Here is a 16,637-nt window from a genome sequence, read left to right as displayed (position 1 = left end):
CCGTCGCCCGCCTTGCGCCGTCCCTCCGGGATCGGTGGGACGGCGCAAGGCTACGGCCTCAAATTATGTTGACCAGGAACTTCTCGCCGTCCAGCACCCATTCCTTGACGAATGCCCAACGGACCTACGAGCCGGCCGACAGAACACCGCCGGCACCGGGCGCGACCGACTGAGAGGCCAGCCCGGAGATCAGCCCACGCAGGTAGACCGACTTACCCGACTCAGTTGCACCCATGACGAGTTCGTGAGCGATGGCCCGGAAGTCCCGCAGGTGCGGAAGACCGTCCACTCGCAACGCGACGGGAACTTGCCGATCTCTCACCCCATGGCAGCTCCAGCCCAAAGCCTCTCCGCGCCATCCGCGTAATCACCCGCGGGCTTCACCGGGAACCGGGCCTGCGGGTCCCGGTCTCCCCAGCAATGGGCGCCCTTACGAATCAAGCAAGAACCAGTAGTTCACCGACGGGCCCTGGGCTGGCGGCCCGCCTCCCATGGACTCGTAGAGGGATCGAGCAGCCACATTCGATTCAGCCGTGAACACAAACATCGTGGAGGCTCCAGCCTTCCTGCCCGCCGCTATGAACGCCTTTAGGAGACCTCGTCCAATCCCTGTGCGGCGGCGGGTCTCTACCACATCCAGTCCATGGACGTAGAGCATCATGGAAGCGTCAGGCCGCACCAGGTGATAGCCCCAGCACCATCCCAGGACCTCGTCACCATCGCTTGCCACGAAGGCCAACACGCCCGGCGAGTCGAGGAACGCCTCGTTGGCGGGAGCTCCCCTGAACTGGCGGGCTGCTCGATCAAATAGCGGCAGGTCATCGTTCGAAATCTGAGTGATCATTGCGGCATTCTTCCTGGCCGGGTGCCGAACCGAAAGGCTAGATGCCGCGAGCTGAGAAGTTGGCCAAGCCATGACGGGAGCCTGTGTCAGAGGTGTGTCGCGGACGCCCATGAGGTTATCCGGGCAGACGGCCGTGAGGGAGGCCGTCCCCGCGCGTACGGGGTGCACCCTCCGGTCAGGGATGAGCACACATCGGAGAGTGACCAAACCGGCGGCGGGGTGGCTCTGTTCACGAACACGAGCAGCATCTGTACGCCTCTTTGCGAGTCAGTGTGCGCCGACAGGTATTCGAAATGTTCACAAGACCGGACAGCGCACTGAGCTTGTCGTTTATCGTCCGGCGGATGTCGCGTTCTCCGTAGAGCGACTACCGGGCGTCGACGTGCCTGGCATGCTCTCGGTATGGAGAATCGGACCGGGCCGGGGCAGCGCGACCAGCGGCTGAAGGACGCGTACCCGGATCTCGTCGCTGAGATCACCGAGTTGCTGCGCGCATCTCAACCAGGGGACCCGCTCGCCGACTCGATCGTGGATCTCCCCTTCTATGGGGTCTGCTCCTGCTCCCCCACCTGCGAGATTTTGCTGACCAAACCGTCACCTGTGGTCGCCCCATGGATCGTTGTACTGGAACGAGAGGGCGAAGCCGTCTTCTTCCTGGGGATCGACCAATCCCAGGCCACAGTCAGCTCTGTCGAGGTCCTCGACGGCCGTGACCTCACCGGCTGCTTGTCACTCAGTTCGTGACACGTCTGGGTTTGGTGCCCTTCTTGTGATGACTGGGGCGTGAGTAACCTTCGCCGGTTTTGACGACCAGGCCGACGCCCCGAACGACGGCCCGTGGGCGGTTCTTCACGCCGGATGGCAGCAGGTAGGCGCGGCGTGTCGTGTACGGGCGGCTCCGGCAGTCCCCGATCGCCGGGTCAGGGTGCTGCAGGACATCCCAGCAGGCGTACGAGGCAGGATGCCGGGCGGCAAGGGCACGGTCAGGTGGCGGGCAGCGGTCGGTTCTCGTGAGGCTGCAGGCGGTCGGTGAGGAAGGCGAGGATCTCGTCGCGGGCCCGGACAGTGGGGTGGCCGGCCTCGTCGACGAGATGGGCGGTGACGACGCTGTGCGGGGTGCCGACCTGGTCGGCGAAGAAGGGCGGTGGGGCCGGGTTGGCGGCGTTGTCCGGGAGGACGCGCCCGTCGAAGGCGTCGCCGAGCAGCGCGCGGTAGGCGGCGAAGCGCTGCCCCGTGCACCAGCGGTCGCCCTCGAAGCGGTAGGCGAGGACGGTGAGTCCGTCGCGGTCGAGCCGGTCGCGCACCGCGCGCGCGTCCGCCGCGTCGAGTTCGAGTCCGCCGGGGTCGTCGAGCGGCAGCGACGGGTGGTTGACCACCGGGGCGATCACCGCTTGCTCCAGGGCCATGGTGAGGGCGAAGTTGCCGGTGAAGCACAGACCGATCGCGCCCACCCCCGGCCCACCGCACGCGGTGTGGGCCTGACGCGCCAGGCCGCGCAGCCAGGCCGTCACTGGGCTGGTGCCGCCCCCGGCGAAGGCGCGGAACTCCGCACTGACACAGGCGCGGCGGACGACCTCCCGGCCGCCCTTGACCGTGGGGAAGGCGCCGTCCGTCCCGAACAGGGAGGGCACATGGACGGTGAAGCCCGCGTCCCGCACCCAGCGCGCGAGCCGCAGGACGTCGGGACTGATGCCCGGCATCTCGGGCAGCACTACGACCGCGGGCCCGGCTCCGGCCACGTACACCGTCTTCTCCACCCCTTCCACGGCCACGCTCCGGCGGGTGAAGTCGGTGATCGGATCGTCGTCGCTCATGGGGCCAGCCTGCTCCTGGGGACGGCCGCCGGGTGAGGGGCGGGATCGCCAAGGTCAGGGGTAATATCGCCACTCGCGCGGGAGGCGAGCGGTACGCGGTCGGCGACCCGGGTCCGGGACACCAGGGGGTAGGGGAGCGATGGCGGAAGCGGCGCGGCAGGCGCAGGACGGTACGGGTCCGGGCGCCGGACCGGGTGCGCTGCGGGTCGGAGTCCTGGCGTACCCGGACTGCTTCGCGTCCGAAGTGTTTGGCGTCCCCGACCTGTTGACGATGGCCGGGCACGTCGCCGGACCGGACGCGCCCGGCTACCGGGTGTCGGTTGTCTCGCCCCGCCGCCGGGTCACCGCCGCGGGCGGCGCGAGCCTGGACGTGCGTCCCTTGCACAAGGTCGATGTCCTCGTGGTCCCCGGCTTCGAACTCCGCCCGGACACGGACCTCGATGCGCGACTCGCCCGGCTTGCCCCCGAGATCGCGGCCATCCGCGCGCAGGCCGCCGCCGGCACCGCCGTCGTCTCCCTCTGCGTCGGCGCGTTCATGCTCGCCGAGGCCGGGCTCCTCGACCGGCGCCGGGCCACCACCTCCTGGCTGCATGCCGGCGAACTGGCCAGGCGCTGCCCGGACACCGACGTGCAGCCCGAGCACCTGGTAGTCACCGACACGGGGGTGACGACCACGGCTGCCTTCAGCGCCATGTACGACTTCGCGCTGGACCTGATCCGCCGACACAACGGCGCCCGGGTGGCCCGCATCACCGCGCGGTTGACGCTCGTCGACGACGCGCGGACCTCCCAGACCCCGTACGTCGACCCGCGGCTCCTCCCGCAGCCCGGCCGGGAGTTCTCCCAGCAGGTCATGCGGCGACTCGATCAGAACCTCGCCGAGCGCTACGACCTCGCCGCGCTCGCGGACGCCTTCCGGGTCAGCACCCGCACGCTGCTTCGCCGCTTCGCCGAAGAAACCGGACGCAGCCCTCTGGCCCATCTGCAGGCCTCCCGGGTCCGCCGCGCCCGCCACCTTCTGGAGACGACCGACCGCACCGTCGCTGCCGTCGCCACGGCCGTCGGCTACCAGGACCCCGGCACCTTCGCTGCCCTCTTCACCCGCCACACTGGCCACCGCCCGAGCGCCTACCGGGCCGCCTTCCGCCGCACGGCCCGGGCATCCGCCCTGGACGGCGGCCTCTTGTAGTGCTGCGACCGCAAACCCTCGCCGGGTTGCGCGGCCCGTGATCAAAAGGAGGGCGTGCCTCCAACGCGCCTCCCAGTGCAGCCTGCGGACACTCAGCAAGAAGACCAAGCTCTCCCCCATCTTTCTGTCGCGGACCATGAACAGGGAACGGTTTCCGAGCTGGGAGGCAACAGCGTCGATCGCCCGTGCCTGCGGCGCCGACCCCGAGGTCCTCCGGAAGGTCTGGGAGGACGCCGACGCCCGCCGCAGCCGCACGTCCCGGCCCGAGACGCTCGCCTCCGCCCTGCGCTACCTGCACCAACGGGCAGGAAACCCCACCCCCTGGTCGGTGTCCGTCAACAGCGGCCACACCCTGGCCCAGGACCGCATCACCGACCTCCTCAACGGAGCCACGACCGGCACCTGGGAAGACGTCCAGGTACCCGTCCAGACGCTCGACGGGGAGTACGCCTACTTCGAACCCCTCTGGCAACAGGCCACCAGCGAGCACACCACCCCCCGGCACCCCAGACCCCAGACCAGGGAACCACCAGCCGGATCGAAGAACTCATCACCGCCTTCGGCAACGTCCTCGGCCCCACCACCCGCCCCCGAGACGCCACCCGGCCCACCCCCATCCAGGCCGCCACCACCTGGGCCCACCGATAAACCCCAACCACCGCGCACCGAAGAACCGACCCCGACCGGACCGGTACTCACCCACCATCAGCAGAGCAGGAGTAAGCAGGCACCGGGCGCATGGCTTTGTACGCGAGAACGGGTTCTGGCACACATTCCGTGAGCGATCTCAAGTCCGGCCTCACCGGACCCCGGTGAGGCGTGGTCCGCGCAGCTCACATGACGCGCGCGCCTCCTGCCGGCGAGAACCAGCGAGATCTTTCACGGAATGTGTGCCAGAACCGAGAACGGGAGTCGTTTGTCGATGGCTTCGGGAGTCACCGCGCGGTCCCGTCACTTGACAATGTCGATGAGTTTGGGAGTTGTCCTGTGTCAGCGAACTTTGAGGGGTGTGACCCAGATACGCTCCAAACCCGCCACGAGATGATCTTGGGCTAGGCCGTCGCGACGTCGTGCCGCGTAGGTCAGAGAACCGCAGGACAGTCCGGGCAGGAGAACAGGAACTCGCGCGGCACGAACCCGGCGGTGCCGGCCCGCTCGGGTGCGCCGCGCCACCGCCATCCGGCTTCCGTGTCAATTCTGTCCGTGTTGCTGTGTGGGACGTCGGGGCCCGGACAACTGCCCGGCCTCCGCTCAGCGCTTCCGCCAGTGCTTCCGCTCAGCTCTTCCGCTCACTCAGGACGCAGAACTCGTTGCCCTCCGGGTCGAGGAGGGTCACCCAGTGCTGCTCGTCCTGCACGGTGTCGGCGCGCCGGGCACCGAGGGAGAGCAGCCGGGCGACCTCGGCCTCCTGGTCGTCGGGGCGGAAGTCGGGGTGGAGCCGGTTCTTCGACGTCTTGCCCTCGGGGACAGGCACGAAGAGCAGCCCCGGCATCTGGTCCGGCTCAGGCCGGATCTCGATGATCTCCTCGGATTCGTCGACCACCACCCAGCCGAGAGCCTCGGCCCACCAGCGCCCGAGAGCGACGGGGTCGGCGGAGTCGACGATGATCTGTTCCCATTCCAGTGCCATGGGCCCGAGCATAGACAGGACCGGCGGCCCACCCGTCCCTCCGTCGAGGGGCGGGCCGCCCCGGCGACCCTGGCTCATCATCTCCCGGCAGTGACAGGAGAGCGGACACGGCCTCGGAGTCCTGGCTCAGACACCAGCCGCAAGGTAGCGGTGGATCACGCCTCTGCGGTCGCGGTGGCCTGTTCGTCGTGTTCGCGCAGCATCCGCATGACGGTAGCCGGTGACGGGTGCTGGCCCTTCTTCTTGCCGCTGGTGATGACGAGCTCCAGCGTCCCACCGTGGCGTCCACGGCGGGGCGGCAGCCGAGGGGCTGCGGATCACGACGACCCAGGCTGGGGCTCCTCGCCGTCGTAGGCCGCCAGCGCAGCCTGGCGGCATTCCAGCAGGTCGCCAAGGTCCTCGTGGGTCACGTGCTCCTGGGTCAGTGCCACCACGGCCCTGGCCTCGACCGAGGCCCATGCGTGCCGGGCGCGCTTATTGGCGCGGCGCCTGGTGTCGCTGCGCAGGAAGCCCGATCCCGCCGCGAACCCGGCAGAGGCCAGAGCGGCGAGGGCGGCGGGAACGCGCACGTCCGCCGAGGCCAGTCCTGCCGCTCCCGCCGTGCCCGCGAGCAGGGCCGCGGGGAAACCGAGGGCGATGTCCGTCTTGGTCCAGAACTCGGCCCGGCGGTGGGCAAGTTTCCTCTGGCGCGTCGCCTCGTCTCTCAGCCGCGCGATCTCGACACGCAGGCGGTGCGCGAACTCCTCCGGACTCAGGTGTGTGGTTCCGTCAGCGGGAGTGACCATAAAGGTATTCCAACACGCCTGCATCAGAAGGTACTTGGCGATCCCGGACAGCCTTCGGGCGCGGCGGACGTGAGCTTCCCACAATGGTGTGCCGCCAAGTCGTGCAGGCGATCTTGCCGGTGAGGTGGCAGGCCATCGCTGAACGCGGCATCCGTCTCGATCACCGCACCTACGCCCCGGCGGGAGAGGACAGCCTCGACGACCTCGACCAGGACGACTGGGAGGCGGGCACGTACGACCGCCTGGACTGAACCATGCCCCACCAAGCAGCAGTGCCCAGCGACCCGCGCTCTCTTCTTGTTCCTGGGGCCCAGTGATTTCGGTGGAGCGGAAGGTGAGCACGATCCCCTGCTGGCGAAGAGGATCTGGGCGATGACCGTGCGGGCGACATCGACACGACGGCGCCCGGCAACCGGCCGGCGCTGCAACAGCCCGCTCGGCGACGCCAACTAATACTCCAGTGCGGTTTCGTGATCTATCCAGTGGGTTCGCTGGCCGTCCGTCGTCGGTAGTGGCTGCGTCGGGCTGTGGCTTGGTGGCATCTGCGCCAGTTGGACCAGTGGAGCAGCCTGGTCGCGGTCATGGCCGGTGGGTTGAAGATGGCAGCGAGTAGGTGGCGGATTTCCGGGACTGTCAGCGTGATCGGATCGCTGCTGTGGGCAAGTTGGTGTGCATCGGCAGGCCGTTCGGGCGCCGCGTCGGCGGCGAGGGCGGACAGGAAGGCCAGGGCGAGCATGGCGAGCGTGATGTGCCGGTGCCATGAGGTCCAGTGCCTGACCTGGTAGTGATCGAGTCCGACCTGGCCCTTGGCGGCCTGGAAGCATTCCTCCACGCTCCAGCGGACACCGGCGACACGGACCAGTGCGGACAGCGTCACCGCGGTGGGTGACCAGCACAGGTAGAAGGCGAGTTCGCCGGTGGAGCGGTTGCGTCGGATGAGCAGGTGCCGCTGGCTGCCGGTGCCGATGTGGACCCAGGCCCAGTCGTAGTATCGCGGGCCTTTCGCCCCGTTTCCGGCGCTCTGGCGGTGCCAGGCCGTGGTGGGCAGGCGGCCGGCGACGGTATCCGCGCGGACGGGAGTGCGGCCGTGGTTGATCCTCACCCGGGTCGAGCAGGCGACGGCCAGGACGTGGCCGACGCCGCGTGCCTCGAGCGCGGCGCGGAGTTGGGGGTCTTGGCCGTAGGCTTCGTCGCCGGTCACCCAGGAGGCGGTGATTCCGGCATCGAGCGCGGCTGTGATCATCTCCTCGGCCAGACGGGGCTTGGTGGCGAACTGCACCGTCTGGGGTATCCCTGCCGCGTTACGGCGTTCGGGATCAGCGGACCAGGAGCGTTCCGGGAGGTAGAGCCGTCGGTCGATCAGGGCCCGTCCCCGGCTGGTGGCCAGGGCGAGGAACACGCCGACCTGGGCGTTCTCGATACGGCCTGCGGTGCCGGTGTACTGCCGCTGCACCCCTGCCGACAACCGGCCCTTTTTCAGGAAGCCGGTCTCGTCGACGACGAGAACGCTGCCGTCGGTGCCGAGGTGTTCGGCGGCGTAGGCACGCAGGTCGTCGCGGACGGCGTCGGCGTCCCAGCGGGCGTGGCGCAGCAGGCGTTGCATCGGTCCGGGCCGACTATGGCCCGCCTGTTCGGCTAGCTGCCAGCAGTTCTTCCGCTCGACGCTCGATAGCAGCCCGAGCAGGTAAGCGCGGGCCGTGGCTCGGGGCTCAACTCGCCCGAACCGGCCTGCGATCCGGGCCATGACCTGGTCGAGCATCGCCCGCCAGCGGGCAGGGTCTACGTTATGGCCCGCGGCCACCGCACGATCTTCAGGAGTCCACACAACCCTTGATCATCTCGCGGCGGCCGCCTGCGTCAGGCGCTGCAGTACTGGCCGTCGTCGCCCTGGACCATCGCGAAACTGCACACCGGAGTACTAATCCGCTTGCAGTGCGAAGAACAGGAAGCACAGGAAGCGCGGCTTGGCCGCGATGGCCTCGGGAAACAGCTCGCGGGCGGCGGGATCAGGATCCGGCTCGCTGATGACCGTAATCCGGAAACCGGCCCCGATGAAAGCCTCGATCATCGCGTGCAGCGGCCTGTGCCAGCGACTCACCAGGGCGGTCTGGCCGCCTATGGTCCACTCTACGGTCCAGTTGGTGGTGTCGAAATAGTTGCACTCGCCCTCGCGACCGGCCTCGCGGTGTATGAGGTTGATGGCAAAGGGATGGTCGACAGACGCGATCAGCCGACCGCCGGGCTTGAGTATGCGTCGCAGCTCGGCCAGAGCAGGCCCCCAGTCCTCCAGGTAGTGCAGCACCAGGGACGCCACTACATCGTCGAACGTGTCATCAAGGTAAGGAAGCGGGCTGCCCAGGTCCGCCACCTGCAGGTCCGCACCGTCGCCGAGCCGCTGCCGAGCCAGCTCCAGCATCCCGGCACTCGAGTCGAAGCCACTCACAATGGCGCCACGGTCGCGCAGCGCGGCAAACAGGAGGCCCGAGCCGCAGCCGGCGTCGAGGATCCGTCGGCCGGCCACGTCTCCAGCGAGGGCCAGCATCGCGGGACGCTCGTAGTAGGCATTGACCAGGTTGGTTTCATTCGCGGCCGTGTACGCCTCGGCGAAGCTGTTGTAGTCGTTGACCTTCGACGGATCCACACTCACCGAGGGCGGCGAGGCCAGCCTGGTGGAAAACGCGTGCTCTTGGTGCTCGCTTGAGATCATGGTGCGGGAGACGTGTGCTGCAGCAGTTCGGTTCCTGGCCTGACCATCAATATGTCTGCCCACAGAGCCCGCCTGTAACTGCGGCTCGACTCAACGAGCTTCGGGCAGGTCCGGGCGCAGTCGACCCGCACGTGATCACGAAACCGCACTGGAGTACTAAGCGGCATTTCTATCGAATCCGAGGTGATTCAGGTTGGAAACAGCTCAGCGTGCGGGCCGGAGACACGAAGTCTCCGGCCCGCGGTCAGGCACGTGGTGGAACAACCGTGCGGCTCTGCGGTCAGGCGCAGTCGGGCACGCCAGCGATCTTGTGTCCGCCCTGGATGTAGATGTTGCTGACCCATCCACCGGGGACGGATCCGTTCGGGTCGAGGAAGGTCCACCAGTCGTTCGTGGTCCCCTCGGCGGTGACCGACTGCCCCTGCTTCTGGCAGGTGGCCTGACCGGCGACCTTAGTGACGCGGCCCAGCAGACGGCAGCTGGTGGACGGGCGGTTCAAGCAGTTGTTGGCCGACTCGTAAGCACGGACGGCCACGTTGGTCCCCCATACGTACACCGCCACGGTGGCTGCGGCACGGGACGTTGCGGGTGCCACGGATGCGGTGGGCGTGGGCGCCGGGGCCGCGCTCGCGGAGCCTGCCGGGATCACGACACCCATGACGGACGCGGCTGAGACGGCGGCAGCGGCCAGGGAGATTCTCTTGAGACGCATGGTGCTCCTATGTCAGTGAATGATGCAAGGAGGGCACGTGCGAAGAGCGATGAGCAGGTGGCGCCTTGATGCGAAAGCATGCAAATCGTATGGCCGGTGCGGATGAGCTGACAGAGAGGACGGAAACGTTGACCCGATTCCGCCCGTCCGGCGGCTCCAGCGCTGGTGGACGCCGCATGTGTCCCGCGCTGTGGCTGAAAGACAGACGCCATCCATATCCGTCGCGCCGCGCCGACGCGCATACCGGCGTGGCCCCGTCGCCGTCCGCTCCCTGAGTGCCTTGCCTGTCGGCCGTGACCGAGTCGCAGAACCAGACGGTTTCCCCCTCCCCCCGCGTGAGGTAGACGCCTCCGGCGTCGTCCTCGTACGCCTTGATGCTGGTGGTGCTGGGGTCACCGACTACGAGGTGTATGCGGCGTTCACGTATGCGCAGATGTCACGGGGTGGCGAGACCGGGGACGGATACCAGCTCGGGGTCAACGAGTTCGGGACACACTGCGGCAAGCCGTACGGGCGAGTGATCCGTGACGGCGACGTACTGAACCTCTACGTGTCGAACGTGACCTATCACGGGTATGCGGCGCAGACGGCTCGAATGATGGTGGTGGGCACGCCGACGGCGAAGCAGGAAGAAGTCCTGGAGATGACCGTCGACGCGGTCCGGCGTGCGGAGAAGTTGATCCGCCCGGGCCTGGCGCTGAGCACGTTGCATGATGCGGCGTTCGACGCGTACGTGGAGCGGGGGTATCTGACCTCGAAGCGGACACGGGACATGCCGTTCAACTGGGAGGCGATGCCGGACGGGACGCCACGTGCGGTGCCCTACCAGTATGTCGCGGACAAGGACTGGGAAGCTCAGGGCCGCAAACTGATGCACGTCTACCCGGCGACTCTTGGTCCGCACAACCCGAACCTGGGACATCAGATCGACCTGCCGCCGGGCGGACCGGAGTACAACGTCACCTCCCACAACACCGACATCATGCAACCAGGCATGGTCTTCGTGCTGCACGCACAGTGGCTCGAGCCCCTGGTAGCCGGCTCCAACATCGGTGACCTGTACCTGGTCACCGAGGACGGCTACGAAAACCTCAGCCACCACACACCACTCGAGCCCTACCGAGCGCCCGCCCAGGGGTAAGCCTGCACCGGCCGGCGTACACAGCATTACGCCGGCAAACCCCACACAAGATCAGCCGGCACGGCCGGCCGATCGGAAAGAAGCGACAACGTGGATCAACTGACCGTAACGTCGACCGGGTGGAACCCCAACTATCTGCCACAGAACGTGGCCGAGGACGCCGGGCTGTTCGCCGAGCAAGGACTGCAGGTGATCCGGCGCCCGCAGGATCCATGGGAAAACGTGCTGACCGACCTGGCCAGCGGCGAGGCAGACGTCGCGCTGGGTGGGCTGTGGGTGCCGGCGATGTACCACGGCACCGCCCGTGACCTGGTCGCCGTCGGTCAACTCAACGGCCGTTACGCGCAAGCCGTCGTCACCCGGGCCAGGCTCGGTGAGTTCGATTGGTCCTGGCTCCGGGGCAAGACCATGGTGGTCCCGGGCGCCGGCGGTACCGCAGGTTACACCTTCACTGCTGGTCTGATGCGTGAGGCGGGAGTGGATCCCTCGGCGACCCGTTTTGTCCGGGATCTGTCCACTGAGATGTTGACTGAGCTGTTCGAGAGCGGACTCGGGGACGCGCTCTTGGCCAATCTCGTCACTGCAGCGGATCTGCAGCACCGAGGCGTCGGCGTCATGAGCCTGCTGCTGGCCGACGTCGGGGGCCCGATACCGAACAGCGTCTATTACGTGCGTCGAGACCGACTCGACGAACTGTCCGATCGCCTCGGCCGGTTCCTGACGGCTGTTCAGGGAGCGATGAACCGGCTGGTGAACACGCAAGCCGACGATCTGACAAAGCTGGCCCTCACGCTGTTCCCGGACATTGATCCGGCGGTACTGCGCACGGTGACAGGGCATTTGCTGAGCACCAGAACGTGGGAAAGCGTTCGCATCGATCGCCCTGCCTACGACCGTTGGATTTCCTTCCAGCATGACGTTCCGCTGCTGCGTGCGCCGATTCCGTACGACGACCTAGTGGACACTCAGGCCATGGATGTCGCCGATCCGGCGAAGGAGCCGCCGGCGTCCAGCTGACGTCCCCAAGAGATCTCCTGCGGCCTTCTCGAAGGCGTTGCTGTTCACGGGCACAGCCACCCTCCGCCCCTGGCTCCGCGCCCCCGTCCGACCCAGGGGCGCAGCCAGGAGTCCGGCCCCTAGAAAGAGAACGCCGAGCTCGGCAGGGCCAGCGTCCTGCGCGCGGCGGCTCCTTCGCGGCCGAAAGAGGGTGGCCAGCTCCTCTTCCAAGGAGGCGAACAGTACCTCGTTCGGTTTCGGGCGGGATGCGGGGCCGCGCGAGCGCAGGCCCTCCGTACTGCGGTCCCGCCATCACCGTCGCCAGCGCTGATACCAGCCGTGCCCAGACAGAGGCGTAGAGATCAACTAGAGCAAGAACAGGCAACGCTCAAGATTGTGAAGATTGAGGCCGCTTCATTCTTTTCGTGGCCGACCTCTTTCACAAGACATCAGATGACTGGTAATCATATGACTAGCGTGAGGGTTCAGCTCGGCTCGGCACCGGAGCGCCTCGCAAGGAGGCTGTCCCGATGCAACCCTCGGACTCCCTGAAGCCACCCACCCGCGCCGGCCACCACCGTCGAGTCGTAGCCACCGGATGCCGCCTCGGCGACGCTGGTCGTCGACACCGCCCGGCGGAAGGAGCTCGGCATCGAGCTCAGGCTGAGCCGATCAGGAGCTGAGCCCGCGCTTCAAGACGTGTGGCCCGCCGCTCGCCGGGATCGAGCAGGCGGGCCACACTGCTGGTTGACACTCAGGCGGCAGAGAGCTCGGTGGAAAGACTCTTGGCGGCAGTGGACAGCAGCGGTACGGCACAGTCGATCAGGCGACCTCGTACTCCATCACCGTGTCGGAGCAGCCCTTCGCAAGCTTCTCGAGCGCGGCCCGATCCTTGTCGTCCGTGGTGAGCTTCCAGCGGAGCTTTGTCCCGACCCAGTCGGCGCCGTAGGTGCACTGTGCGGAGGCGGTCGGCGGCAGCCACTCCGCCGGATCCCACCGCCAAATCCATTCGTCGTTCGTGAACTTGCGGAAGGTAGCCGCCCGGGGGTGCGGGCGCGGTGGCGCTGGTCGACGACGAACCGCGCAGCGTGCTCGCGGCGTGGCGGCCTGGCCCACTGGCCCCGACCCCACCCCGCCTGAGCCGAACCCCGGCCAAGGCGCGGTCCGAAATCCCAGACCCGCGGCCACGAGTCACCCACGGCCCGGTGAACGACTGGAGGGCCACTCATCGGCGAATGCCCTGAGCTGGCCCCGTTGCCGTTCTTCCTCCGCGATGTGGTCGTCGAATACGGTCTCGTCGAGGTACGGAGCGACAGCGGCGAGGACCAGGCGCTGAAGCTCGGCCGGGTCGAGCGCTTCGACCTCCCACTGCACCGGCCGGCCGGGTCGAGTCCGTATCGGCGCGCGAACCCTGCCCAACACGGGTCACCAGCCTTCCCCGCGGCCACGGGGAGCTCGTGCTCGCGTACCTGGCCGTGCGTGAGCAGGACACGCTCCACGTGGCTCCAGCAGGCCGCGCGGGTCACGGATGGTGCGGTCAAAGAGCGAGCACAGCCCGCCGATGTCGGTCTTCGACCCGCGCCGGCAGCGTTGCTGCAACCCGAACAGCAGCTGGGCGACGACCAGGCCCTCCAGGCCCCGGAAGCTGATCTCGGAGCCGCTGCACCCCGACGGCACGGTCCGCAGCCATAGCAACTCGTCGATGTCCGCGTCCTGTTCGACAATCCCGCGTAGCGGGCCTCGTAGTTGTCAGCGACAGTGGTGTCGGCGGGGCGACCCGCTCATCACCCAGGGCCGCTCCCCCGACGTCATGGCGACCCGGGTGGCGTCCCACCCCATCGGCAGGACCGGCGAGCTCGAAGAGATCGCCGACGCCGTCCTTTGGCTGTGCTCCCGGTCTCCAGTTTCGTCACTGGAACCGCTCTGCCCGTCGACGGCGGATTCACCGCTCACTGACCGCCCGGAGGCGATCCCACCACACCCGTGCGTTCCTTCCACCACGTCGGTCTCTCCGTCGCCGACCTCGACCGCCAATCTCGTTTCACCGCAGGCGTTGGGGTTCGTCGAGGAGTAGTGGACCGAAATACCCGAGGCCGACATCCGGATCGCGCTGCTCAGCGGCCCCGGCGGCGCCCGGATGCAGATCTTGACCAGCCGGGAAGCGCTTGGTGATGAACTTACTCCAGGTGCGGCCCGTGGAGCTGGTGGAAGGCGGTGTGTTCGATGGCCAGGAGAGCGGCGTCGTCGGTGGGTACCTCGCCGACATGGGCGAGCAGGTCGGCGTGGATGTGACGCAGCAGGGCATCGGGGCTGGAGGTGGGGAAGGAGGCGACGCGCTCGGCGAGCGGGTAGAAGGCTCCGGTCGGTGAGCGGGCTTCGATGACGCCGTCGGTGTAAAGCAGGAGGATGTCGCCGGTTTCGAAGGGGAACGGGTCGGTGCGGTGGCTTGAGGCGGGCAATGCGGCGGGCAGTGCGCACATGCCCAGCGGGGGTGCGGGGCGGCGCGAGTGCAGGGTCGTCACCTGGTGATCGTGTACCAGCAGGGGCGGTGGATGGCCGCAGTTGATCATCTGGGCCTGTGAGTCGTGGTCGGGAATGTCGAGTATGAGGGCGGTGATGAAGTGCTCTCCGGGGTCGTGCTTGGTATCGGCCACCTCCTCGACGTTCAGGCAGAAGCTCTCCTCGAGTGCCGCGGTGAGCTCGGGCAGCGTGGCGTACCGGTGAGCACCCTCACGGAATGCGCCCAGCACCACCGATGCCTCGCCGATGGCGGCCATGCCCTTGCCCCGGACATCACCGATGATCACTCGTGTGCCCGGGTGGGCGGCGCGGGCGATCGCAAACAGGTCGCCGCCGATCTGGGTCTCGTCCTCGGCGGCCAGATACAGCCAGGACACACGCAACGGCCCGATCCGGCGGGGAGGAGGCCGCAGCAGAGCTCGCTGTGCCGTCTCGGCCACCGATCGTGCCCGGCTCAGCTGACGGCCGCGCCGCTCCCGCACATAGCAGACGAAAACCACCAAGGCGGAGAGCACGGTCAGGGCGCTGATCTGCGAAATGTGGTTGGCCGTGGCCAGCCCGCCGTGCAGAACAGCGATGAATACCTGAGCGACCACAGCCAGAACGCCGATCGCCGCAGTCAGCCATGGGCCGACGAAGGAGGCAGCGAGTGCGGGCGCAACGACCAGAAACGGCCCCAGATGGACATCGGCCGGAGAGTGCAGGTCCACCACAGTGATCACGATGATCAGCGCGAGCGGTATGGCCACCATTCCACGGCCCGACGGCTGCTCAAGGAGGCGGTCCACCGAGGCGCGCTGGACACCCATACACCTCATTGTGTACCTCGCCCGAGGTGACGCATGTTCCCGGGCTGTTGGCTACGGATGAGGCCGGGGCGCGGGCCCCCACCTGTTACCGGTGTACTGCTTGACCACCCCTGCTCAGGGGTTCCCCAGACCTGCTCACCTTGGCTCCCCACCCACAGGCCGCTGACCTGCGAACGGACACCACACAGGAGGGGCCGCCCGATAGCCAGCCAGGATCGGCGCGAAACGGGGCGGGTCGTCCAGGGTGAGCGCGGCTCACCGCGGAGCGACGCCGCAGGCGCTCTTGACGAGCCGTCACCGGGTGTGAGTGGTTGAGGTGCCGGGGACTGACGGGCCGCACCGGCCCGGCCGCTTTCGGGCAGTCCCGGGCGTGTGACGCAGGGACCGCAGCACTCAGTTCAGTCTAGTCGTCGAGCATGTCGGTGTTGTACTGGTCGTGCCTGACCCGGAAGGCTTTCAACTCTTCGCGGCTGCGCTGTGAGTATTCCACCGCCTTCTCGAAGTACTCCTCCCTGGGAGCTCCCGGTGTGAAGAGCAGCAGCAGCGACACCGGGTCGTCGCTGTCGTTCTGGAAGGCGTGGAGCCCGCCGGCCGGTACGTAGAGGAAGTCTCCCTCGCCTCCTGTGACCCAGCGTTCGCCGTTGTAGAGCCGGACCTCGCCGGACAGGACGTAGCAGGACTCGGAGATCGTACGGTGGAAGTGTTCCGTGGCTCCCATGGTCTTCGGCCCCATGTCGATCTTGTACAGGCCGAACTCGCCGTTGGTGTTCTCCTGCTTGGCCACGTAGCTGATGGCGGCGCCGCTGAAGCCGGTGTCGGGCTGCGGGGATGCAGGTCGGAACAGTGCGCTGACCTGGCCCCTTTCGCCGAAATAGCGGGGCTCTGGGTAGGACATGGCGACTTCCTTTCGGGTCGGCGGTGGAGCACCGCACAGGAGGGGCCTGGGCAGGCGTCGTGCAGCACCCCGCTGAGCCGGCCCCGATCGAATCGACCACGCACCGGACCGCGGAGTCCGCCGGAGGCTGCGTGTTCCTTCAGCAGACCTTCTTTTTCTGAAGATCGCTCTGCTCTCGGCATGGCGCAGGGCGCCGACGTCGTCCCCGCCGCGGTCCGGAAGATGGGCGAGGGCAATCCCACCGGCCGGATCGCCGACCCCCGCGAGATGGGCAAGGCCGCAGCCTTCCTCTCCAGCAACGCGTCCACCTTCATCACCGGCATCGAGCTCTTCGCCGACGGCGGCATGGCACAGGTCTGAAGCCCCCCGCGGACCGGTTACGGCCCTTTCCGGCGCGGCGCGGTGCGGGCACGGCCTAGCTAGGGGCCCCACCGGCCGACCGCTCGCCCACCGCCACGCCCCCGGGCGTCTATCCGCGCCGGGGCGCGATAGCGGCCTGAGGCACGCACGAGTAGTCGCACGTTCCGGGGTGCCGCTTCCGCTTGGCGTGAGTAGCCACGCCGTCTCTCCCGCCTTCGGCCTACCCGGAGCGGCA

17 protein-coding genes and 1 pseudogene are annotated in these 16,637 nt (G+C 67.9%); 7 read left to right on the top strand and 11 right to left on the bottom strand.

Features of this window, described 5'->3' with window-relative positions; genetic code table 11:
• Positions 1 to 160: 160 nt before the first annotated feature.
• Together ACFU6I_RS16055 and ACFU6I_RS16050 are read right to left on the bottom strand one after the other, a co-directional pair.
• Positions 161 to 310 (bottom strand): annotated as a pseudogene (locus ACFU6I_RS16055) (FtsK/SpoIIIE domain-containing protein); the annotation flags it as partial.
• Positions 311 to 430: 120 nt separating this feature from the next.
• Entirely contained in the window at positions 431 to 844 is a 414-nt protein-coding gene (locus ACFU6I_RS16050; RefSeq protein ID WP_384366303.1) for a GNAT family N-acetyltransferase, read from the bottom strand.
• Between the two features lie 402 nt (positions 845 to 1,246).
• On the opposite strand from ACFU6I_RS16050, the gene ACFU6I_RS16045 reads away from it, so the two are divergent.
• Positions 1,247 to 1,588 (top strand): hypothetical protein, encoded by a 342-nt coding sequence (locus tag ACFU6I_RS16045; RefSeq protein WP_384366300.1) that lies wholly within the window; start codon positions 1,247 to 1,249, stop codon positions 1,586 to 1,588.
• A gap of 239 nt (positions 1,589 to 1,827) precedes the next feature.
• On the opposite strand, the gene ACFU6I_RS16040 is transcribed toward ACFU6I_RS16045, so the two are convergent.
• Positions 1,828 to 2,658: a dienelactone hydrolase family protein gene (locus tag ACFU6I_RS16040; RefSeq protein ID WP_384366297.1), complete on the bottom strand. Its 831-nt coding sequence runs from the start codon at positions 2,656 to 2,658 to the stop codon at positions 1,828 to 1,830.
• Positions 2,659 to 2,797: 139 nt separating this feature from the next.
• Between ACFU6I_RS16040 and ACFU6I_RS16035 the strand changes: the two genes are divergently transcribed.
• Both ACFU6I_RS16035 and ACFU6I_RS16030 read left to right on the top strand, forming a co-directional pair.
• Complete coding sequence (locus ACFU6I_RS16035) at positions 2,798 to 3,847, top strand: GlxA family transcriptional regulator (protein ID WP_384366294.1); 1,050 nt, start codon at positions 2,798 to 2,800, stop codon at positions 3,845 to 3,847.
• A gap of 136 nt (positions 3,848 to 3,983) precedes the next feature.
• A complete protein-coding gene (locus tag ACFU6I_RS16030) occupies positions 3,984 to 4,628 on the top strand; it encodes a hypothetical protein (protein WP_384366291.1) in 645 nt (214 codons plus the stop codon).
• 495 nt (positions 4,629 to 5,123) lie between these two features.
• Here ACFU6I_RS16030 and ACFU6I_RS16025 read toward each other — a convergent pair whose 3' ends face one another.
• Both ACFU6I_RS16025 and ACFU6I_RS16020 read right to left on the bottom strand, forming a co-directional pair.
• Entirely contained in the window at positions 5,124 to 5,477 is a 354-nt protein-coding gene (locus tag ACFU6I_RS16025) for a VOC family protein (RefSeq protein WP_216372758.1), read from the bottom strand.
• A gap of 317 nt (positions 5,478 to 5,794) precedes the next feature.
• On the bottom strand, positions 5,795 to 6,262 hold the full coding sequence (locus ACFU6I_RS16020) for a hypothetical protein (protein WP_384366287.1): 468 nt from the start codon (positions 6,260 to 6,262) through the stop codon (positions 5,795 to 5,797).
• A 101-nt stretch (positions 6,263 to 6,363) separates the two neighbouring features.
• On the opposite strand from ACFU6I_RS16020, the gene ACFU6I_RS16015 reads away from it, so the two are divergent.
• Positions 6,364 to 6,513, top strand: coding sequence for a hypothetical protein (locus tag ACFU6I_RS16015; RefSeq protein ID WP_384366284.1), 150 nt, complete (start codon positions 6,364 to 6,366; stop codon positions 6,511 to 6,513).
• Between the two features lie 224 nt (positions 6,514 to 6,737).
• Here the strand turns inward: ACFU6I_RS16015 and ACFU6I_RS16010 are convergent, their stop codons facing one another.
• The 3 genes from ACFU6I_RS16010 to ACFU6I_RS16000 all read right to left on the bottom strand — a co-directional run bounded on the left by ACFU6I_RS16010 (position 6,738) and on the right by ACFU6I_RS16000 (position 9,681).
• Positions 6,738 to 8,006, bottom strand: coding sequence for an IS701 family transposase (locus ACFU6I_RS16010; RefSeq protein ID WP_384366367.1), 1,269 nt, complete (start codon positions 8,004 to 8,006; stop codon positions 6,738 to 6,740).
• A gap of 174 nt (positions 8,007 to 8,180) precedes the next feature.
• A complete protein-coding gene (locus tag ACFU6I_RS16005; RefSeq protein ID WP_384366281.1) occupies positions 8,181 to 8,969 on the bottom strand; it encodes a class I SAM-dependent methyltransferase in 789 nt (262 codons plus the stop codon).
• A 280-nt stretch (positions 8,970 to 9,249) separates the two neighbouring features.
• Positions 9,250 to 9,681, bottom strand: coding sequence for a peptidase M23 (locus ACFU6I_RS16000; protein ID WP_384366278.1), 432 nt, complete (start codon positions 9,679 to 9,681; stop codon positions 9,250 to 9,252).
• 178 nt (positions 9,682 to 9,859) lie between these two features.
• Here ACFU6I_RS16000 and ACFU6I_RS15995 point away from each other — a divergent pair, with 178 nt between their 5' ends.
• On the top strand, positions 9,860 to 10,822 hold the full coding sequence (locus tag ACFU6I_RS15995; RefSeq protein WP_384366275.1) for a M24 family metallopeptidase: 963 nt from the start codon (positions 9,860 to 9,862) through the stop codon (positions 10,820 to 10,822).
• Positions 10,823 to 10,912: 90 nt separating this feature from the next.
• Positions 10,913 to 11,839, top strand: coding sequence for an ABC transporter substrate-binding protein (locus ACFU6I_RS15990; protein WP_384366272.1), 927 nt, complete (start codon positions 10,913 to 10,915; stop codon positions 11,837 to 11,839).
• 1,170 nt (positions 11,840 to 13,009) lie between these two features.
• On the opposite strand, the gene ACFU6I_RS15985 is transcribed toward ACFU6I_RS15990, so the two are convergent.
• The 3 genes from ACFU6I_RS15985 to ACFU6I_RS15975 all read right to left on the bottom strand — a co-directional run bounded on the left by ACFU6I_RS15985 (position 13,010) and on the right by ACFU6I_RS15975 (position 16,042).
• Entirely contained in the window at positions 13,010 to 13,192 is a 183-nt protein-coding gene (locus ACFU6I_RS15985; protein ID WP_384366270.1) for a hypothetical protein, read from the bottom strand.
• A gap of 803 nt (positions 13,193 to 13,995) precedes the next feature.
• Positions 13,996 to 15,147, bottom strand: a complete 1,152-nt coding sequence (locus ACFU6I_RS15980; RefSeq protein WP_384366267.1) for a PP2C family protein-serine/threonine phosphatase — start codon at positions 15,145 to 15,147, stop codon at positions 13,996 to 13,998.
• Between the two features lie 403 nt (positions 15,148 to 15,550).
• Positions 15,551 to 16,042, bottom strand: a complete 492-nt coding sequence (locus ACFU6I_RS15975; protein WP_384366264.1) for a cupin domain-containing protein — start codon at positions 16,040 to 16,042, stop codon at positions 15,551 to 15,553.
• A gap of 180 nt (positions 16,043 to 16,222) precedes the next feature.
• On the opposite strand from ACFU6I_RS15975, the gene ACFU6I_RS15970 reads away from it, so the two are divergent.
• Positions 16,223 to 16,402, top strand: coding sequence for an SDR family oxidoreductase (locus ACFU6I_RS15970; protein ID WP_384366260.1), 180 nt, complete (start codon positions 16,223 to 16,225; stop codon positions 16,400 to 16,402).
• The last annotated feature ends 235 nt before the right edge of the window (positions 16,403 to 16,637 follow it).

The organism is Streptomyces sp. NPDC057486 (genome assembly GCF_042802415.1).
Lineage (GTDB): Bacteria > Actinomycetota > Actinomycetes > Streptomycetales > Streptomycetaceae > Streptomyces > Streptomyces yanii.
The sequence above is the reverse complement of the archived record's forward strand: the minus strand, read 5'-3'. Positions and strand labels throughout refer to the sequence as shown.